This is a genomic window from Streptomyces zhihengii (assembly GCF_016919245.1).
In the GTDB taxonomy this organism is placed as follows: Bacteria; Actinomycetota; Actinomycetes; order Streptomycetales; family Streptomycetaceae; genus Streptomyces; species Streptomyces zhihengii.
This window is the reverse complement of record NZ_JAFEJA010000001.1, coordinates 2,144,061-2,161,511: the sequence shown is the minus strand read 5'-3', so window position 1 is coordinate 2,161,511 and position 17,451 is coordinate 2,144,061. Positions and strand designations below refer to the sequence as shown.

At 74.0% G+C, this 17,451-nt stretch carries 2 protein-coding genes; both read left to right on the top strand.

Annotated features, from left to right (window positions below):
• Positions 1-274 precede the first annotated feature (274 nt).
• Complete coding sequence (locus tag JE024_RS08790) at positions 275-6,778, top strand: type I polyketide synthase (protein WP_205373050.1); 6,504 nt, start codon at positions 275-277, stop codon at positions 6,776-6,778.
• Entirely contained in the window at positions 6,775-17,448 is a 10,674-nt protein-coding gene (locus tag JE024_RS41005; RefSeq protein WP_244882706.1) for a type I polyketide synthase, read from the top strand. Before JE024_RS08790 ends, JE024_RS41005 begins: the two co-directional genes overlap by 4 nt.
• Positions 17,449-17,451: the final 3 nt, after the last annotated feature.

Sequence of the window (17,451 nt, the reverse complement as noted above, 5' to 3'; positions counted from 1 at the left end):
ACCGGTCGCGCGGGCCTCGCCGCGCTCGCGCCCCCGGCGGTTCCGGCGACCGCCTCCGCAGCGGCTCCGGCGACCGCGCCCGCACCGGCCCGCGTACGGGTCCCGCACCCCGCGCACCCCGCGCGGCGGCCCTCCCGGCTACCCGGGCGCCCGGCGGCCTACACATCTTCCGAGAAAAAGCAGGGGGAATGGCTGTATCCAGGGGGGTCCCCACCGGATCTAGCAAGTCGACCACATGGTTCCAGGCAAGAGCCCGAAGGTGGGGGAAACCAGCATGGCCCTCGAGAAGCCCGACATCGTCGGAGCCCTGCGCAAGTCGCTGAAGGAGACGGAGCGGCTCCGTCGCGAGAACCGACAACTGCTCGACCAGGCGGCAGAGCCCCTGGCCATCGTCGGTATGAGCTGCCGCTTCCCCGGAGGAGTGGCCTCGCCGGAGGACCTGTGGTCTCTGGTCGCCGAAGGACGGATGGGGTTCTCCGAGTTCCCCGGCGACCGCGGCTGGGACCTGGAGAACCTCTACCACCCGGACCCGGACCACCCCGGCACCGCCTACACCCGCCATGGCGGATTCCTCGACGAGATGGCCGAGTTCGACGCCGAGTTCTTCGGCATCAGCCCCCGCGAGGCGCTCGCCATGGACCCGCAGCAGCGGCTGCTCCTCGAAGGCGCCTGGGAGGCCTTCGAGGACGCGGGCATCGACCCGACCTCGCTCAAGGGCAGCGACACCGGCGTCTTCTGCGGACTCATGTTCTCCGACTACCAGTTCGTCGCCGGACAGAGCGACCGCAGGCCGGAGATCGAGGGTTACCTCTCCATCGCCTCCTCGCCCAGCGTCGCCTCCGGCCGCATCAGCTACACCTTCGGCTTCGAGGGCCCCGCGGTCACCGTCGACACCGTCTGCTCCTCCTCCCTCGTGGCCATCGACGTCGCCGCCAAGTCCCTGCGCTCCAAGGAGTGCTCGCTCGCCGTCGTCGGCGGCGCGACCACGCTCGCCCGCCCCAGCGCCTTCGTCGAGTTCAGCCGCCAGCGCGCCCTGTCGCCCGACGGCCGCTGCAAGGCGTACGCGGAGGCCGCCGACGGCGTCGGCTGGGCCGAGGGCATGGGCCTGCTCGTCCTCGAACGGCTCTCCGACGCGCAGCGCAACGGCCGCCGCATCCTCGCCGTCGTCCGCGGCAGCGCGGTCAACCAGGACGGCGCCAGCAACGGCCTCACCGCCCCCAACGGGCCCTCCCAGGAGCGGGTGATCCGCCAGGCGCTGGCCGGAGCCGGACTCGCCCCGGCCGACGTGGACGCCGTCGAGGGCCACGGCACCGGCACCCCGCTCGGCGACCCGATCGAGGCCGAGGCGCTGCTCGCCACCTACGGCCAGGGCCGCACCGACGGCCCGCTCTGGCTCGGCTCCGTCAAGTCGAACTTCGGGCACACCCAGGCCGCCGCCGGTGTCGCCGGTGTGATCAAGATGGTCATGGCCATGCGCCATGAGACGCTTCCGCCCACCCTCGGCGTCGACGCCCCGTCCTCGCACGTGGACTGGGCCTCCGGAGAGGTCGCGCTGCTCACCGAGGCACGCCCCTGGCCCGCCGGCGAGCGGACCCGGCGCGCCGGTGTCTCCTCCTTCGGCGTCAGCGGCACCAACGCCCACGTCATCCTCGAAGAGGCCCCGCCTGCCGGCGCCCCGGAGCCGGAGCACACGCCGGCGGGCGAGGACGGCACCAGGGCCCCGCGGCCCGTGCTCGTCCCGCTCTCCGCACGCGGCGACGCCGCCCTGCGCGAGGCCGCCGACCGGCTGCGCGCCCACCTGATCGCCCGCCCCGAACTCGACCATGTGGACATCGGGTTCGCCCAGGCGACCACCCGCGCCCACCTGGAGCACCGGGCCGTCGTCGTCGCCACCGACCGGGGCGCCCTGCTCACCGGGCTCGGCGACCTCAGCACCGCCGAACCGTCCGCTCATGTGACGGAGGGTCAGGTGGTCGGTACCGGTGTGAAGCCGGTGTTCGTGTTCCCGGGTCAGGGGGCGCAGTGGGAGGGCATGGCGGTCGAACTGCTGGATTCGGCGCCGGTGTTCGCGGCGGAGATCGCGGCGTGCGGTGAGGCGCTGGCGGAGTTCGTGGACTGGCGTCTGGAGGACGTGCTGCGCGGTGTTCCTGGGGCGCCGTCGCTGGAGCGCGTGGACGTGGTGCAGCCGGCGCTGTTCGCGGTGATGGTGTCGCTGGCGGCGCTGTGGCGGTCGTACGGCGTGGAGCCGTCGGCCGTCGTCGGTCACTCGCAGGGGGAGATCGCGGCCGCGTATGTGGCGGGTGGTCTGTCGCTGAAGGACGCGGCGCGGATCGTGGCGGTGCGCAGCCAGTTGGTGCGTGACCGGCTGGCGGGGCGTGGCGGGATGATGTCGGTGGCGCTGGGCGTGGAGCGGGCGGAGGAGCTGATCGCTCCGTTCGCCGGTGCGGTGTCGGTGGCGGCCGTGAACGGCCCGTCCTCGGTCGTCGTCGCGGGTGACCCGGCGGCGCTGGACGAGATCGCCGCCCGCTGCGAGAGCGACGGTGTGCGCGCCCGACGCGTCAACGTCGACTACGCCTCCCACACCGACCACGTCGAAGCAGTCGAGGACGACCTCCTCACCGCCCTCGCCCCCGTCGCGCCCACCAGCGGCCGGGTGCCGTTCCTCTCCACCGTCACCGGCGGCTTCGTCGACACCGCGACGATGGACGCCGCCTACTGGTACCGCAACCTGCGCGCCCGGGTCGGCTTCGCACCCGCCGTCGCCGCCCTCGTCGACAAGGGCATGGGCTGCTTCGTCGAGACGTCCCCCCACCCCGTCCTCACCATGGCCGTCGAAGGCACCGTCGAGAGCAAGGACGCCGCCGCACGCGTCGCCGTCGTCGGCTCCCTGCGCCGCGGCGAGGGCGGACTGCCCCGCTTCCTGCTCTCCCTCGGCCAGGCCCACACCGCCGGCGTCCGGATCGACTGGGACGCCGTCTACGCGGACACCGGCGCCCACCGCGTCGACCTGCCCACCTACGCCTTCCAGCGCGAGACGTACTGGCTCACCCCCTCCGCCCAGGGCGGCGACGTCGCCGCCGCCGGGCTCGACCGGATGAAGCACCCCGTCCTCGCCGCCGCCGTCCAGGTCGCCGACCGCGACGAATGGGTCTTCACCGGCCGCTACTCCACCGACTCCCAGCCCTGGACGCGCGACCACGTCGTCCTCGGCACCGTGATCGTGCCCGGCACCGCCGTCGTCGAGCTCGTCCTCGCCGCGGGCCGCAGGCTCGGCTGCGACCTCCTCGACGAACTCGTCCTGGAGGCACCCCTCACCCTCGACGAGGGCACCGCCCGCCACCTGCGGGTCACCGTCGGCCGCGCCGACGACGAAGGCCGCCGCGAGGTCGCCGTCCACTCCTACGCCGAGACCGGAACCGGCCCCGACGCCACCCGCGAAGCCGTACGCCACGCCCGGGGCCGGCTCGCCGCCGACACGGGCGCCCAGGCACCCGCCTTCCCCGCCGCGTGGCCGCCCATCGGCGCCACCGAGTCCTCCGCCGACGCCCTCTACGAGCGGCTCGCCGACCTCGGCCTGGAGTACGGCCCCCTCTTCCAGGGCGCCCAGTCCGTCTGGCGCGACGGCACCGGCATCTACGCCGAGGTCACCCTCCCGGACGGCACCGCCACCGACGGATACGCCGTCCACCCGGCCCTGTTCGACGCCGCGCTCCACCCCAGCATGATCGACAAGGACCCGGCGTCCGCACCGGACCTGCCGTTCTCCTGGACCGGCGTGCGCTGCGGCCGGACCGCACCCGCCCGGGTCCGCGTCCGCATCACCCCCGCCGGCGACCACGCCCTCCGCGTCGACATCGCCGACGAGAACGGCGACACCGTCGTCACCGCCGACGCCCTCGCCGTCCGCCCCGTCGACCCCGCACAGCTCAGCCGCGCGGGCACCGAACAGAACACCCTCTTCCACCTGGAGTGGACGCCCCTCACCACCACCGCGACGGGCGCCCGGGTCGCCGTGCTCGGCGACCTGGACGCCCCCGGCGCCCGCTTCGCCGACCTGAACGCCCTGGAGGCCGCCCTCGCCGAGGGCACCGCGGGCGCCGACCTGGTCCTCGCCGAGATCGGGACCCCGGCCGCCGACGACCCCGCAGACGCGGCGGCCGGCGTCGCCGAACGCACCCTCGCCCTCGCCCAGCGCTGGCTCGCCAGCGAATGGCTCGGCGAGGCCACCCTCGTCGCCGTCACCCGCCGCGCCGTCGCCGTCGGCTCCGAATCCGTCGACATCGCCCAGGCACCCGCCTGGGGCCTGCTGCGCAGCGCCCAGACCGAACACCCCGGCCGCTTCGTCCTCCTCGACACCGACGGCGACACCCCGCCGGACTTCAGCTCCCTCGCCGACCTCGACGAACCACAGCTCGCCGCACGCGGCGGCGCCCTGCTCGCGCCCCGCCTCGCCCGCCCCGCCGCCGGACCCACCGGACGCGCCTGGCGGCTCGGCAGCACCCGCAAGGGCTCGCTCGACAACCTCACCGTCCTGCCCTCGGACGGCGAACGCCCCCTCGGCGTCGGCGAGGTCCGCATCTCCGTCCGCGCCGCCGGCGTCAACTTCCGCGACGTGCTCATCGCCCTCGGCATGTACCCGGGCGACGCACCCCTCGGCAGCGAAGCGGCGGGCGTCGTCCTCGAAGTCGGCTCCGCCGTCACCGACCTCGCCCCCGGCGACCGGGTGTTCGGCCTGGTGACGGACGCCTTCGGCCCCGTCGCCGTCGCCGACCGCAGGACCGTCGCCCCCGTCCCCGAGGGCCTCACCTTCACCGAGGCCGCCGCCGTCCCCGTCGTCTACCTCACCGCCTACTACGGACTCGTCGACCTGGCGGGCCTGAAGCCGGGCGAGAAGCTGCTCGTGCACGCCGCGGCCGGCGGCGTCGGCATGGCCGCCGTCCAGCTCGCCCACCACTTCGGCGCCGAGGTCTACGCCACCGCCGGCCGCCCCAAGCGGGACGCCGTACGCGACCTCGGCGTCCTCCCCGAGCGCATCGCGGGCTCCCGCGACCTGGACTTCCGCGAAGCCCTCCTGGAAGCCACCGGCGGCACCGGCGTGGACGTCGTCCTCAACTCCCTGGCAGGGGAGTTCGTCGACGCCACCTTCGACCTGCTGCCCCGCGGCGGCCGGTTCATCGAGATGGGCAAGACCGACATCCGCGACCCGGAGGCCGTCGCCCGGCAGCGCCCCGGCATCCACTACCGCTCCTACGACCTCATGGAGGCGGGCCCGGACCGCATCCAGCGGATGCTCACCGACATCGCCGACCTGTTCGCCCACGGCAAGGTCCTGCCCTCCCCGATCCGCGCCTGGGACGCCCGCCGCGGCCAGGAGGCATTCCGCCACCTGCGCGAGGGCCGCAACATCGGCAAGGTCGTCCTCACCGTCCCCGCACCCCTCGACCCCGAGGGCACCGTCCTGATCACCGGCGGCACCGGCGGCCTCGGCGCCCTCTTCGCCCGCCACCTCGTCACCGCCCACGGCGCCCGCCACCTGCTGCTGGTCAGCCGCCGCGGACCGGCCGCCGCCGGCGCCGCCGAACTCGTCGCCGAACTGGAGGCCCTCGGCGCCCACGCCCGCGTGGCGGCCTGCGACGTCTCCGACCGCGCACAGACCGCCGCCCTGCTCGACTCCCTCGACCGACCGCTCACCGCCGTCGTCCACACCGCCGGAGTCCTCGCCGACGGAGTCATCGAGTCGCTCACCCCCGAGCAGATCCGGCACGTCATGCGGCCCAAGTCCGACGCCGCGTGGCACCTCCACGAGCTGACCGCCCGCATGGACCTGTCGGCGTTCGTCCTGTTCTCCTCCGCCGCCGGCCTCCTCGGCAACGCCGGCCAGGCCAACTACGCCGCCGCCAACGCCACCGTCGACGCGCTCGCCGCACACCGGCAGGCGGCCGGACTCCCCACCCTCTCCCTCGCCTGGGGCCTGTGGTCCGACTCCACCGGCATGACCGGCGAACTCGACGCCGACGACCTCGCCCGCATGGAACGCACCGGCATCGGCGCGATCTCCAGCGAGCAGGGACTCCAGCTCTTCGACCAGGCCCTCGCATCGGACGCGGCGCTCCTCGCCCCCGTCCGACTGGACCTAGCCACCCTGCGCGCCCAGGCCCGCACCGGCGTCCTGCCCGCCCTGCTCCGCGGCCTCGTCCGCGCACCCGCCCGCCGCGCCGACACCTCGCGCTCCCTGCAACGCCGGCTCGCCGGCGTCCCGGAGGCCGACCGCGAGCCGCTCGTCCTGGAACTGGTGCGCACCCAGGTCGCCTCCGTCCTCGGCCACGCCTCGGCCGCCGCCGTCGAACCCGACCGCTCCTTCAAGGAGCTCGGCTTCGACTCCCTCGCCGCCGTCGAACTCCGCAACCGGCTCGCCCAGGTGGCCGGTGTGCGGCTGCCCGCCACCCTCGTCTTCGACCATCCGACCCCCGTCGAGGCCGCCCGGCGCATCCTCACCGAGGTCGGCGGCGCCGCCACCGGCCCGCGCCCCTCGCCGCTCGACGAGGAACTCCAGCGGCTCGAAGCACTCCTGATCGCCGTGGCCGGCCACGAGCAGCAGCTCGCCGGCGCCGAGCCCCGCCTGCGCTCGCTCAGCAACCGGCTGCGGACCCTGCTCAGCGCCGCGGGCACCACCGACGACACCGACGACGGCATCGAGGCAGAACTCGAAGCCGACCTCGACTTCGTCTCCGACAGCGAAATGTTCGACCTGATCGACAAGGAGCTCGGTTCCGCATGACGGGGAACACAGAAGTCCGTACGACCGGGAACCCGGACGACGGCCGGAGCGGACCGACGGGCGCCGAGTCGACGACCGACGAACAGAAACTCCGCACCTACCTGCGCCGCGTCACCACCGAACTGCGCACCGCCAACCGGCGCGTCCGCGAACTGGAGCAGCGCGACGTCGAACCGGTCGCCATCGTCGGCATCGGCTGCCGCTTCCCGGGCGGGGTCACCTCGCCCGAGGAGCTGTGGGAGCTGGTGTCGTCGGGCCGTGACGCGATGGGCCCCTTCCCCGCCGACCGCGGCTGGGACCTGGAGCGCCTCTACAGCCCCGACGCCGACCGGCCGGGCAGCGCCTACGCCCGCGAGGGCGGCTTCGTCCCCACCGCGACCGGGTTCGACGCGGACTTCTTCGGCATCAGCCCCCGCGAGGCGCTGGCCATGGACCCCACCCAGCGGCTGACGCTGGAGACGTCCTGGGAGGCGCTGGAGCACGCGGGCATCGACCCGACCACCCTGCGCGGCAGCGACACCGGCGTGTTCGCCGGCACCGTCTCCTCCGACTACGGCCCCTCCACGCTGCCCGAACTCGAAGGGTTCCGGGTCACCGGCACCCAGAGCAGCGTCATGTCCGGCCGCGTCGCCTACAGCCTCGGCCTCGAAGGCCCCGCCGTCACCATCGACACCGCCTGCTCCGCCTCCCTCGTCGCCCTCCACATCGCCGCGAACGCCCTGCGGGCCGGCGAGTGCTCGCTCGCCCTCGCCGGCGGCGTCACCGTGCTCGCCGGCCCCTTCCTCTTCGTCGAGTTCAGCCGCCAGCGCGGCCTGGCCCTCGACGGCCGCTGCAAGGCGTACTCCGCCTCCGCCGACGGCACCGGCTTCGCCGACGGCCTCGGCATGGTCGTCCTGGAGCGCCTGTCCGACGCCCGCCGCAACGGCCGCCGCATCCTCGGCGTCATCCGCGGCAGCGCGGTGAACCAGGACGGTGCGAGCAACGGTCTGACGGCTCCGAACGGTCCGTCGCAGGAGCGGGTGATCCGTGCGGCGCTCGCGTCCGCCGGTCTGTCGCCGTCCGAGGTGGACGCGGTGGAGGGCCACGGTACGGGCACGAAGCTGGGTGACCCGATCGAGGCGCAGGCACTGCTGGCCACCTATGGCCGGGAGCGGGACGGGGATCCGCTGTGGCTGGGGTCCATCAAGTCGAACATCGGCCACACCTCGGCCGCCGCCGGTGTCGCGGGCGTCATCAAGATGGTGATGGCGATGCGCAACGGCATGCTGCCCAAGACCCTGCACGCGGATGAGCCGTCGCCGCACGTGGACTGGGAGTCGGGCGACGTCCGACTGCTGACCGAGGCCCGGGAGTGGGCCGCGGGCAGCCGTCCGCGGCGTGCGGGTGTGTCCTCGTTCGGAGTGAGCGGCACCAACGCCCACCTGATCCTGGAGGAGGCCCCGGCTGCGGAGGTGCCTGCTGAGCGGGCAGCCTTCGGTGCTCCGGTGCCGATCGTGCTCTCGGCGCGTACGGATGAAGCGCTGACGGCCCAGGCCGAGCGGCTGCGGGAGCGGCTGGCGGCTGACCCGGACGTGTCGGTGGCGGACGTCGCCTTCTCGTCGGTGACGTCGCGTGCGCTGCTGGAGCGGCGTGCGGTGGTGGTCGCCTCGGACCGTGAGGAGCTGCTGGCGCGGCTCGGTGATATCGCGGCTGCGGAGTCGGGGGTCGGGGGCAAGTCGGCGTTCCTGTTCACGGGGCAGGGGTCGCAGCGTCGGGGCATGGGCCTTGAACTGGCTGCTCGGTTCCCGGTGTTCGAGGCGTCGCTGGCCGAGGTGTGTGCGGAGCTGGATCCGCGGCTGGGGCGTTCGCTGCGCGAATTGCTGGCCGAGGACAGCGAGGTCCTGAACTCGACGGAGTTCACGCAGGCGGCGCTGTTCGCGGTCGAGGTGGCGTTGTTCCGTCTTGCGGAGTCGCTGGGTGTGCGGGCGGACTTCCTGATCGGTCACTCGGTGGGTGAGATCGCCGCCGCGCACGTGGCTGGGGTGCTGTCGCTCGCGGACGCGGCCGAACTGGTGGTGGCGCGTGGTCGGTTGATGGGTGCGCTGCCCGCGGGTGGTGCGATGGTGGCGGTGCAGGCCGCCGAAGCCGAGGTCGCGGAGTCGCTCGCCGGCTTCGAGGGCCGGTTGGAGATCGCCGCCGTCAACGGGCCGCTCGCGGTTGTCGTGTCCGGTGACGCGGATGCGGTGGAGGAGTGGCTTCCGGCGTTGGAGGGGCGTAAGACGTCCCGGCTGCGGGTGTCGCACGCGTTCCACTCGCCGCGCATGGAGCCGATGCTGGACGAGTTCCGCACCATCGCTCAGGGCCTGTCCTACGGCCCGCCCGCGATCCCGGTGGTCTCGAACGTCACGGGCGAGGTCGTCACCGGCTTCGACGCCGAGTACTGGGTGCGCCACGTCCGTCAGGCCGTGCGTTTCGCCGACGGTGTCGCCACCTTGTGGGACCTCGGCGTTCGCCGGTTCCTGGAGCTGGGTCCGGACGCGGTGCTGACCGCGATGGCCCGGCAGTGCGTCGAGGACGACAGCGAGGCCGCGTTCGTTCCGGCTCTGCGTTCCAAGCACTCGGAGGCGGAGACGTTCGCCGCGTTCCTGGGCCGGGCCCACACCTCGGGTGCGGGTGTGGACTGGGAGGCCGTCTATGCGGGCACGGGTGCTCAGCGCGTCGATCTGCCCACCTACGCCTTCCAGCGGGAACGGTTCTGGCTGGCCCCGGCCACGGGTGCGAGGGATGTGTCCGCCGCCGGTCTGATCGCCGTCGACCACCCGCTCCTCGCCGCCACCGTGCAGGTCGGGGACCGCGACGAGTGGGTCTTCACCGGCAACATCTCGACCGAGAACCACCCCTGGGTCGCCGAACACCTGCTGCTCGGCACCATGGTGGTGCCCGGCACCGGGCTGGTCGAACTGGCACTCGCCGCCGGCCGCCGGGTCGGCGTGCCCGTGGTGGACGAGCTGGTGCTCGCATCGCCGCTGCTCATGCGGGACGGTGTCACCCGGCAGCTCCAGATCACCGTCGGCGCAGCGGGCCCGGACGGCCGCCGCGACCTGGCGATCTACTCCCGGCCGGAGCACGGCCCCGCCGACGCCGAGCCCACCTGCCACGCCCGCGGCACCCTCGGCACCGACACCGCGCCCGCGCCCGCCTGGACGGAGCAGTGGCCGCCGCAGGACGCCACACCGCTGTCCGCCGACGAGCTGTACCGCAGCCTCGGCGACCTCGGCTACGACTACGGCCCCCTCTTCCACGGCGTGGAGACCGCCTGGCGCGACGGTGACACCACCTATGCCGAGGTGTCCCTGCCCGAGGGCCACGAAGGCTTCGGCATCCACCCGGCGCTCTTCGACTCGGCGCTGCAGAGCGGCGTCGTCCTGCTCACGGGCGACGACGCCGCCGCCCATCTGATGCCCTTCAGCTGGAGCGGTGTACGGCTCGACCGGGCGGGCGCCACCCGCCTGCGGGTCCGCTCCACCATGACCGGCGCCACCTCCCTGCGCCTCGACGCGGTCGACGAGGACGGCACCCCGGTGGTGTCCGTCCGCTCCCTCGTCGTCCGCCCCGTCGAGCAGGCGCGCATCGACATCACGCAGGGCGACGCCCGCCAGTCCCTCTACGCGGTGGACTGGACGCCCGTCGAGCCGCTCCCGTCGGCCGCCGGTTCCTCTCCCGCGCGCATCGGGACGGGCGACGGCGACCACGCCGATCTGGAAGCGCTCGAAAGCGCCCTGGCGGACGGCACCGAGGCCCCTGAGCTGGTACTCGCCGGAGTCGGTTCCCCGGGAGCCACGGTGGCCTCGACCGCGGTCGAGGCACTGGAACTGGTGCGGCGGTGGCTGGCGAGTGAGTGGCCGGCCGGCGCCCGGTTGGTCGTCGTCACCCGTGGCGCGGTCTCCGTCGACGGGGAGGCGCCTGACGTCGCGCAGGCCGCCGTGTGGGGTCTGCTGCGCAGCGCCCAGTCCGAGCACCCGGGCCGCTTCGTCCTCGTCGACCTCGACGCGGACGCCGCTGCCGAACCGGACTGGGGCACCCTGCTCGGTGCGGACGAGCCGCAGCTCGCCGTGCGCGACGGCAAGCTCCTCGCGCCCCGGCTGGCGCGGGCGTCGGCCAAGGCCGCAGTCACCCCGTTCGCCGCCGACGGCACGGTGGTGATCACCGGTGGTACGGGTGGTCTGGGTGCGCTGTTCGCCCGTCACCTGGCCACCGCGCGCGGTGTGCGGCATCTGCTGCTGCTGAGCCGTCGTGGCCCCGAGGCCGAGGGTGCGGCCGAACTCGTCGCCGAACTGGCCGAGTCGGGCTGCGAGGCCCGGGTCGTGGCGTGCGACGTGTCCGACCGCGAGCAGCTCGCGGCTGTCCTCGGCGGGCTGGAGCGCCCGTTGACGGGTGTGGTGCACACGGCCGGTGTGCTGGACGACGGTGTGGTGGAGTCGCTGACGGCCGAGCAGGTCGAGCGGGTCATGCGTCCGAAGGTGGATGCGGCGCTGCATCTGCACGAGCTGACCGAGGACGCTGAGCTGTCGGCGTTCGTGGTCTTCTCCTCGGTCGCCGCCCTCATGGGCAGCCCGGGTCAGGGCAATTACGCGGCCGCGAACGCCTCGTTGGACGCGCTCGCCGCATCGCGCAGGGCGGCCGGGCTGCCCGGCACGTCCCTCGCCTGGGGCCTCTGGGGCGGCGTCGGCGGCATGGGGGAGGCGCTGGACGCCGACGACCTGGCGCGCCTGGAGCGCACCGGCGTCGGCGCGCTCTCCCCGGAGGACGGCCTCGAACTCTTCGACCTCGCCCTCGAAACCGGCTCCGCGCTTCTCGCACCCGTGAAGCTCGACACGGCCGCCCTGCGCGCTCAGGCCAGGGCCGGACTGCTCCCCGCGCTGCTGCGCGGCCTCGCCCCCCTGCCCGCACGGCGCTCCGACGCGGGCGGCACGCTCGCGCAGCGCCTGGCCGGCGTCGGCCTGACGGAACGCGAGCCGATCGTCCTCGACGCGGTGCGGGAGCAGGTCGCCGCCGTCCTCGGACACGCCACCTCGGCGACCGTCGACACGGACCGTGCCTTCAAGGACCTCGGCTTCGACTCGCTGAGCGCGGTCGAGCTGCGCAACCGGCTCACCCAGGCCACCGGCGTCCGTCTGCCCGCCACGCTGATCTTCGACCACCCCACACCGGCCGCCGTCGCCAAGCTGCTCCTCGCCGAGATCGGCGGCGCCACGGATGCGCCCGCCACCGCCGCCGTCCGCCCCCGGCGGGCCACGGCACCGGACGAGCCGCTGGCGATCGTCGGCATGGGCTGCCGCTTCCCGGGCGGGGTCACCTCGCCCGAGGAGCTGTGGGAGCTGGTGTCCTCGGGCCGCGACGCGGTCGGCGGGCTGCCGACCGACCGTGGCTGGGACCCGAACATCTACGACCCCGACCCCGACCAGGTCGGCAAGATCAACACCCGTGGCGGCGCCTTCCTGGAGCGGATCGGCGAGTTCGACGCGGAGTTCTTCGGCATCAGCCCGCGCGAGGCCACCGCGATGGACCCGCAGCAGCGACTGCTGCTGGAGTCGTCGTGGGAGGCGTTCGAGCACGCCGGCATCGACCCGACGACCCTGCGCGGCAGCGACACCGGCGTGTTCGCCGGTGTGGTGACCACCGACTACGGCGGCATGGCCTCGGGCGATCTGGAGGGCTACCGCCTCACCGGCACCACGACCAGCGTCGTGTCCGGCCGGATCGCCTACACCCTGGGCCTCGAAGGCCCCGCCATGTCGGTGGACACGGCGTGCTCGTCCTCGGCCGTCGCCCTGCACCTGGCCGGCCAGGCCCTGCGCAACGGCGAGTGCTCGCTCGCCCTGGTGGGCGGCGTGACGCTGCTCGCCGGCCCCTACCTCCTCACCGAGTTCAGCCGCCAGCGCGCGGTGTCCCCCGACGGTCGCTGCAAGGCGTATTCGGCCGCTGCGGACGGGACGGGGTTCTCGGACGGTGCGGGTGTGCTGGTGGTGGAGCGTCTGTCGGACGCGCGCCGCAACGGTCGCCGGATCCTGGGTGTGGTGCGTGGTACCGCGGTGAACCAGGACGGTGCGAGCAACGGTCTGACGGCTCCGAACGGTCCGTCGCAGGAGCGGGTGATCCGCGCTGCGCTCGCCAGTGCCGGTCTGTCGCCGTCCGAGGTGGACGCGGTGGAGGGCCATGGGACGGGCACGAAGCTGGGTGACCCGATCGAGGCGCAGGCGCTGTTGGCGACCTACGGCCGGGAGCGGGACGGGGATCCGCTGTGGCTGGGGTCGATCAAGTCGAACATCGGTCACACGTCGGCCGCCGCCGGTGTCGCGGGTGTGATCAAGATGGTGATGGCGATGCGGCACGGTGTGCTGCCGCCGACGCTGCACGCGGATGAGCCGTCGCCGCACGTGGACTGGGAGTCGGGCGAGGTCCGGCTGCTGACCGAGGCCCGTGAGTGGGCTGCTGAGGGCGGGCGTCCGCGGCGTGCGGGTGTTTCGTCGTTCGGTGTGAGCGGCACGAACGCGCACATCATCGTGGAGGAGGCGCCGGCTGCGGAGGTGCCTGCTGAGCGGGCAGCCTTCGGTGCTCCGGTGCCGATCGTGCTCTCGGCGCGTACGGATGAAGCGCTGACGGCGCAGGCCGAGCGGCTGCGTGCCCAGGTGCTGGCGCGTCCGGAGCTGTCCGCCCTCGACACGGCGTTCTCGTCGGTGACGTCGCGTGCGCTGCTGGAGCGGCGTGCGGTGGTGGTCGCCTCGGACCGCGATGAGCTGCTGGCGCGGCTCGGTGATGTCGCGGCTGCGGAGTCGGGTGTGGGGGGTAAGTCGGCGTTCCTGTTCACGGGGCAGGGGTCGCAGCGTCGGGGCATGGGCCTTGAACTTGCGGCTCGGTTCCCGGTGTTCGAGGCGTCGCTGGCCGAGGTGTGTGCGGAGCTGGATCCGCGGTTGGGGCGTTCGCTGCGCGAGTTGCTGGCCGAGGACAGCGAGGTCCTGAACTCGACGGAGTTCACGCAGGCGGCGCTGTTCGCGGTCGAGGTGGCGTTGTTCCGTCTTGCGGAATCGCTGGGTGTGCGGGCGGACTTCCTGATCGGTCACTCGGTGGGTGAGATCGCCGCCGCGCATGTGGCCGGAGTGCTGTCCCTCGCGGACGCGGCCGAACTGGTCGTGGCGCGTGGTCGGTTGATGGGTGCGCTGCCCGCGGGTGGTGCAATGGTGGCGGTCCAGGCCGCCGAAGCCGAGGTCGCGGAGTCGCTCGCCGGCTTCGAAGGCCGGCTGGAGATCGCCGCCGTCAACGGGCCGCTCGCCGTCGTCGTCTCCGGTGACGCGGACGCGGTGGAGGAGTGGCTTCCGGCGTGGGAGGGACGCAAGACGTCCCGCCTGCGGGTCTCGCACGCGTTCCACTCGCCCCGCATGGAACCGATGCTGGACGAGTTCCGCACCATCGCGGCGGGCCTGTCCTACGGCACACCCGCCATCCCCGTCGTCTCCAACGTCACGGGCGAGGTCGTCACCGGCTTCGACGCCGAGTACTGGGTGCGCCACGTCCGCCAGGCTGTGCGTTTCGCCGACGGTGTCGCGACCCTGTGGGAGCTGGGTGTCCGTCGGTTCCTGGAGCTGGGCCCGGACGCGGTGCTGACCGCGATGGCCCGGCAGTGCGTCGAGGACGACACCGAGGCCGCCTTCGTGCCCGCTCTGCGCTCCAAGCGCCCGGAGGCGGACACGTTCGCCGCCTTCCTCGGCCGTGCCCACACCTCGGGTGCGGGCGTCGACTGGGACGCCTACTACGCCGGCAGCGGCGCACGCCGCGTCGACCTCCCCACCTACGCCTTCCAGCGGGAGAACTACTGGCTGTCCCGCAAGGCCGGTGCCGGTGACGCGACCGCCGCAGGGATGGACCGTATGCGGCACCCCGTCCTTGCCGCCGCCGTGCAGGTCGGGGACCGCGACGAGTGGGTCTTCACCGGCAGCATGTCGCAGGAGACCCAGCCCTGGACGCGCGACCACGCCGTCTTCGGCATCGTGCTGGTGCCCGGGACCGCCATGTGCGAGATGGCGCTCACCATCGGCCGCCGTCTGGGCTGCGAGGTCGTCGACGAGATGGTCATCGCCGCGCCGCTGGTCCTGGAGGACGGTGTGACACGGCAGATCCGCGTCACGGTCGGTGCCCCCGGCGAGGACGGCCGGCGCGAGATCGCCTTCTTCTCGCGGATCGACGCGGGCGAGGACACCGCCGGTGAGCTGACCTGCCACGCCCGCGGCTGGCTCTCCGCCAAGGCGGAGCCGCTGCGGCCGCTGCCGATGCCGTGGCCGCCCGCGGACGCCGCGTCCATGCCGGTGTCCGAGCTGTACACGCTGCTCAACCGCAACGCCCACCTGACCGACGTCGGCTTCGACTACGGGCCCGCCTTCCGCGCGGTCCGGTCCGCCTGGCGCCGCGGCGAGGGGGAGGTGCTCGTCGAGCTGGAGCTGCCCGAGGCGGCCGGTCCGGCCGACGGGTTCGCCGTGCACCCCGCCATGTTCGACTCCGCGCTGCACGGGGGGCTCGGCATGCTCGACATGGGGGAGGACAACCCGAGCGGGCTGCCCTTCTCGTGGTCCGGCGTGCAGTTGGAGCGCTTCGGGCTGACGCGTCTGCGGGTGCGGATCACCCTGCCCGACCCGATGTCGCTCCAGCTCGACATCGCGGGCGAGGACGGCCTGCCGGTCGCCTGCCTGCGGCGTCTCGACGTCCGGCCGGTCGAGCAGGCGCACCTGGAGGCGGCCCGCGGCGACGCCGGGCAGGACCTCTACGGCCTGGAGTGGGCCCCCGTCGCCGGCACCCCGGCGCGGGGCACGGAGCCGCTCCGTCTGGCGGTCCTCACGACCGCCGGTGACGGCACCCGGCCCGGCACCGCGGACGCCGGCGCCTTCGGCGGCACGGCGGAGCGGTTCGCCGACCCCGCCGCGCTGGAGAAGGCCCTCGCGGAGGGCCTGGCCCTGCCCGACGCCGTCCTCGCCGAGGTCGCCACCCCGGACGGCCCCCTCGACACCGCGGCCCGCACCGCCGTCGGCGACGCCCTGGACCTGGTGCAGCGGTGGCTGGCCGCCGGGCAGCCGGCCGACTCCCGTCTCGTGCTGGTCACCCGGCACGCGGTCGCGGTGGACGGCCAGGCGCCGGACGTGGCGCAGGCAGCCGTGTGGGGCCTGCTGCGCAGCGCCCAGTCCGAGCACCCCGGGCGCTTCGTCCTGGTCGACACGGACGGCACCGAGCCCGACTGGACGACGGTGCTCGCCACCGACGAACCGCAACTCGCCGTGCGCGGAACGCGGTTGCTCACTCCGAGGCTGGCCCGGGCCGAGGCACCCGTGCCCGGCCGCGAACCGGCGCTCGACCCGGACGGCACGGTGCTGATCACCGGCGGCACGGGCGGCCTGGGCGCGCTGTTCGCCCGCCACCTGGCCACCGTGCACGGTGTGCGGCACCTGCTGCTGCTCAGCCGCCGCGGCCCCGAGGCCGAGGGCGCGGCCGAACTCGTCGCCGAGCTGGCCGAGTCGGGCTGCGAGGCCCGCGTCGCCGCCTGCGACGTCGCGGACCGCGAGCAGCTCGCGGCGGCGCTCGACACACTGTGCCACCCGCTCACCGGCGTCGTGCACACCGCGGGCGTCCTGGACGACGGGGTCATCGACTCGCTGACCCCCGGACACGTCGAACGCGTCATGCGCCCGAAGGTCGACGCGGCACGCCACCTGCACGAACTGACCGGGGGCACGGACCTGGCGGCCTTCGTGGTCTTCTCGTCCGTCGCCGCGCTGATCGGCAGCCCCGGCCAGGGCAACTACGCGGCCGCCAACGCCGCCCTCGACGCGCTCGCCGCGTCCCGCAGGGCCGCCGGCCTGCCCGCCACGTCCCTCGCCTGGGGCCTGTGGTCGGACAGCGCGGGCATGGCGGCCCAGCTCGGCGCGGGCGAACTGGCCCGCCTGGAGCGCATGGGCGCCAAGGCACTCACGGCGGAGTCCGGCCTCGCCCTGTTCGACCGGGCCCTCGCCACGGACGCGGCCCTGCTGGCGCCCGTCCGGCTGGACACGGCCGCGCTGCGCGCCCAGGCCAGGACAGGGGCCGTCCCCGCGGTGCTGCGCGGGCTGGCGCCGGTGGCCGCCCGGCGCGCGGACGCCCCCACGGTGTCCCTGCGCGACCAACTGGCCGGCGTCGAGGAGGCGGACCGTCCGCAGCTCGTCCTCGACATGGTCCGCACCCAGGTGGCGGCCGTCCTCGGCCACACCTCGGCCGCGGCCGTCGAACCCGACCGGGCCTTCCAGGAGATCGGCTTCGACTCGCTGGGCGCCGTCGAACTGCGCAACCGGCTCACCCAGGCCACCGGCCTGCGGCTGGCCGCGACGCTCGTCTTCGACTACCCGACGCCCGCCGAGATCGCACGCCTGCTGCTGGCCGAGTTCGGCGGCATCGCCGCCGCCGAACCACCCATCGAGAAGGAACTGAACAAGCTGGAAGACATGCTTTCCACGGTCGCCGACACCGAGCGACGCCACGTGGCCGAGCGCCTGCGCCGCCTGCTGTCCGTCGTCGCCGACGACGACGAGGCGGAGAGCACGGCCGAGCGCATCGAAGCGGCCACGTCCATGGACGAGGTCTTCCAAATGATCGACGCCGAGTTCGGCGAAGCGTGACTG

Coding starts and splice junctions, on each gene's coding strand:
- JE024_RS08790 (WP_205373050.1), top strand. CDS start 275: ATGGCCCTCGAGAAGCCCGACATCGTCGGAGCCCTGCGCAAGTCGCTG.
- JE024_RS41005 (WP_244882706.1), top strand. CDS start 6,775: ATGACGGGGAACACAGAAGTCCGTACGACCGGGAACCCGGACGACGGC.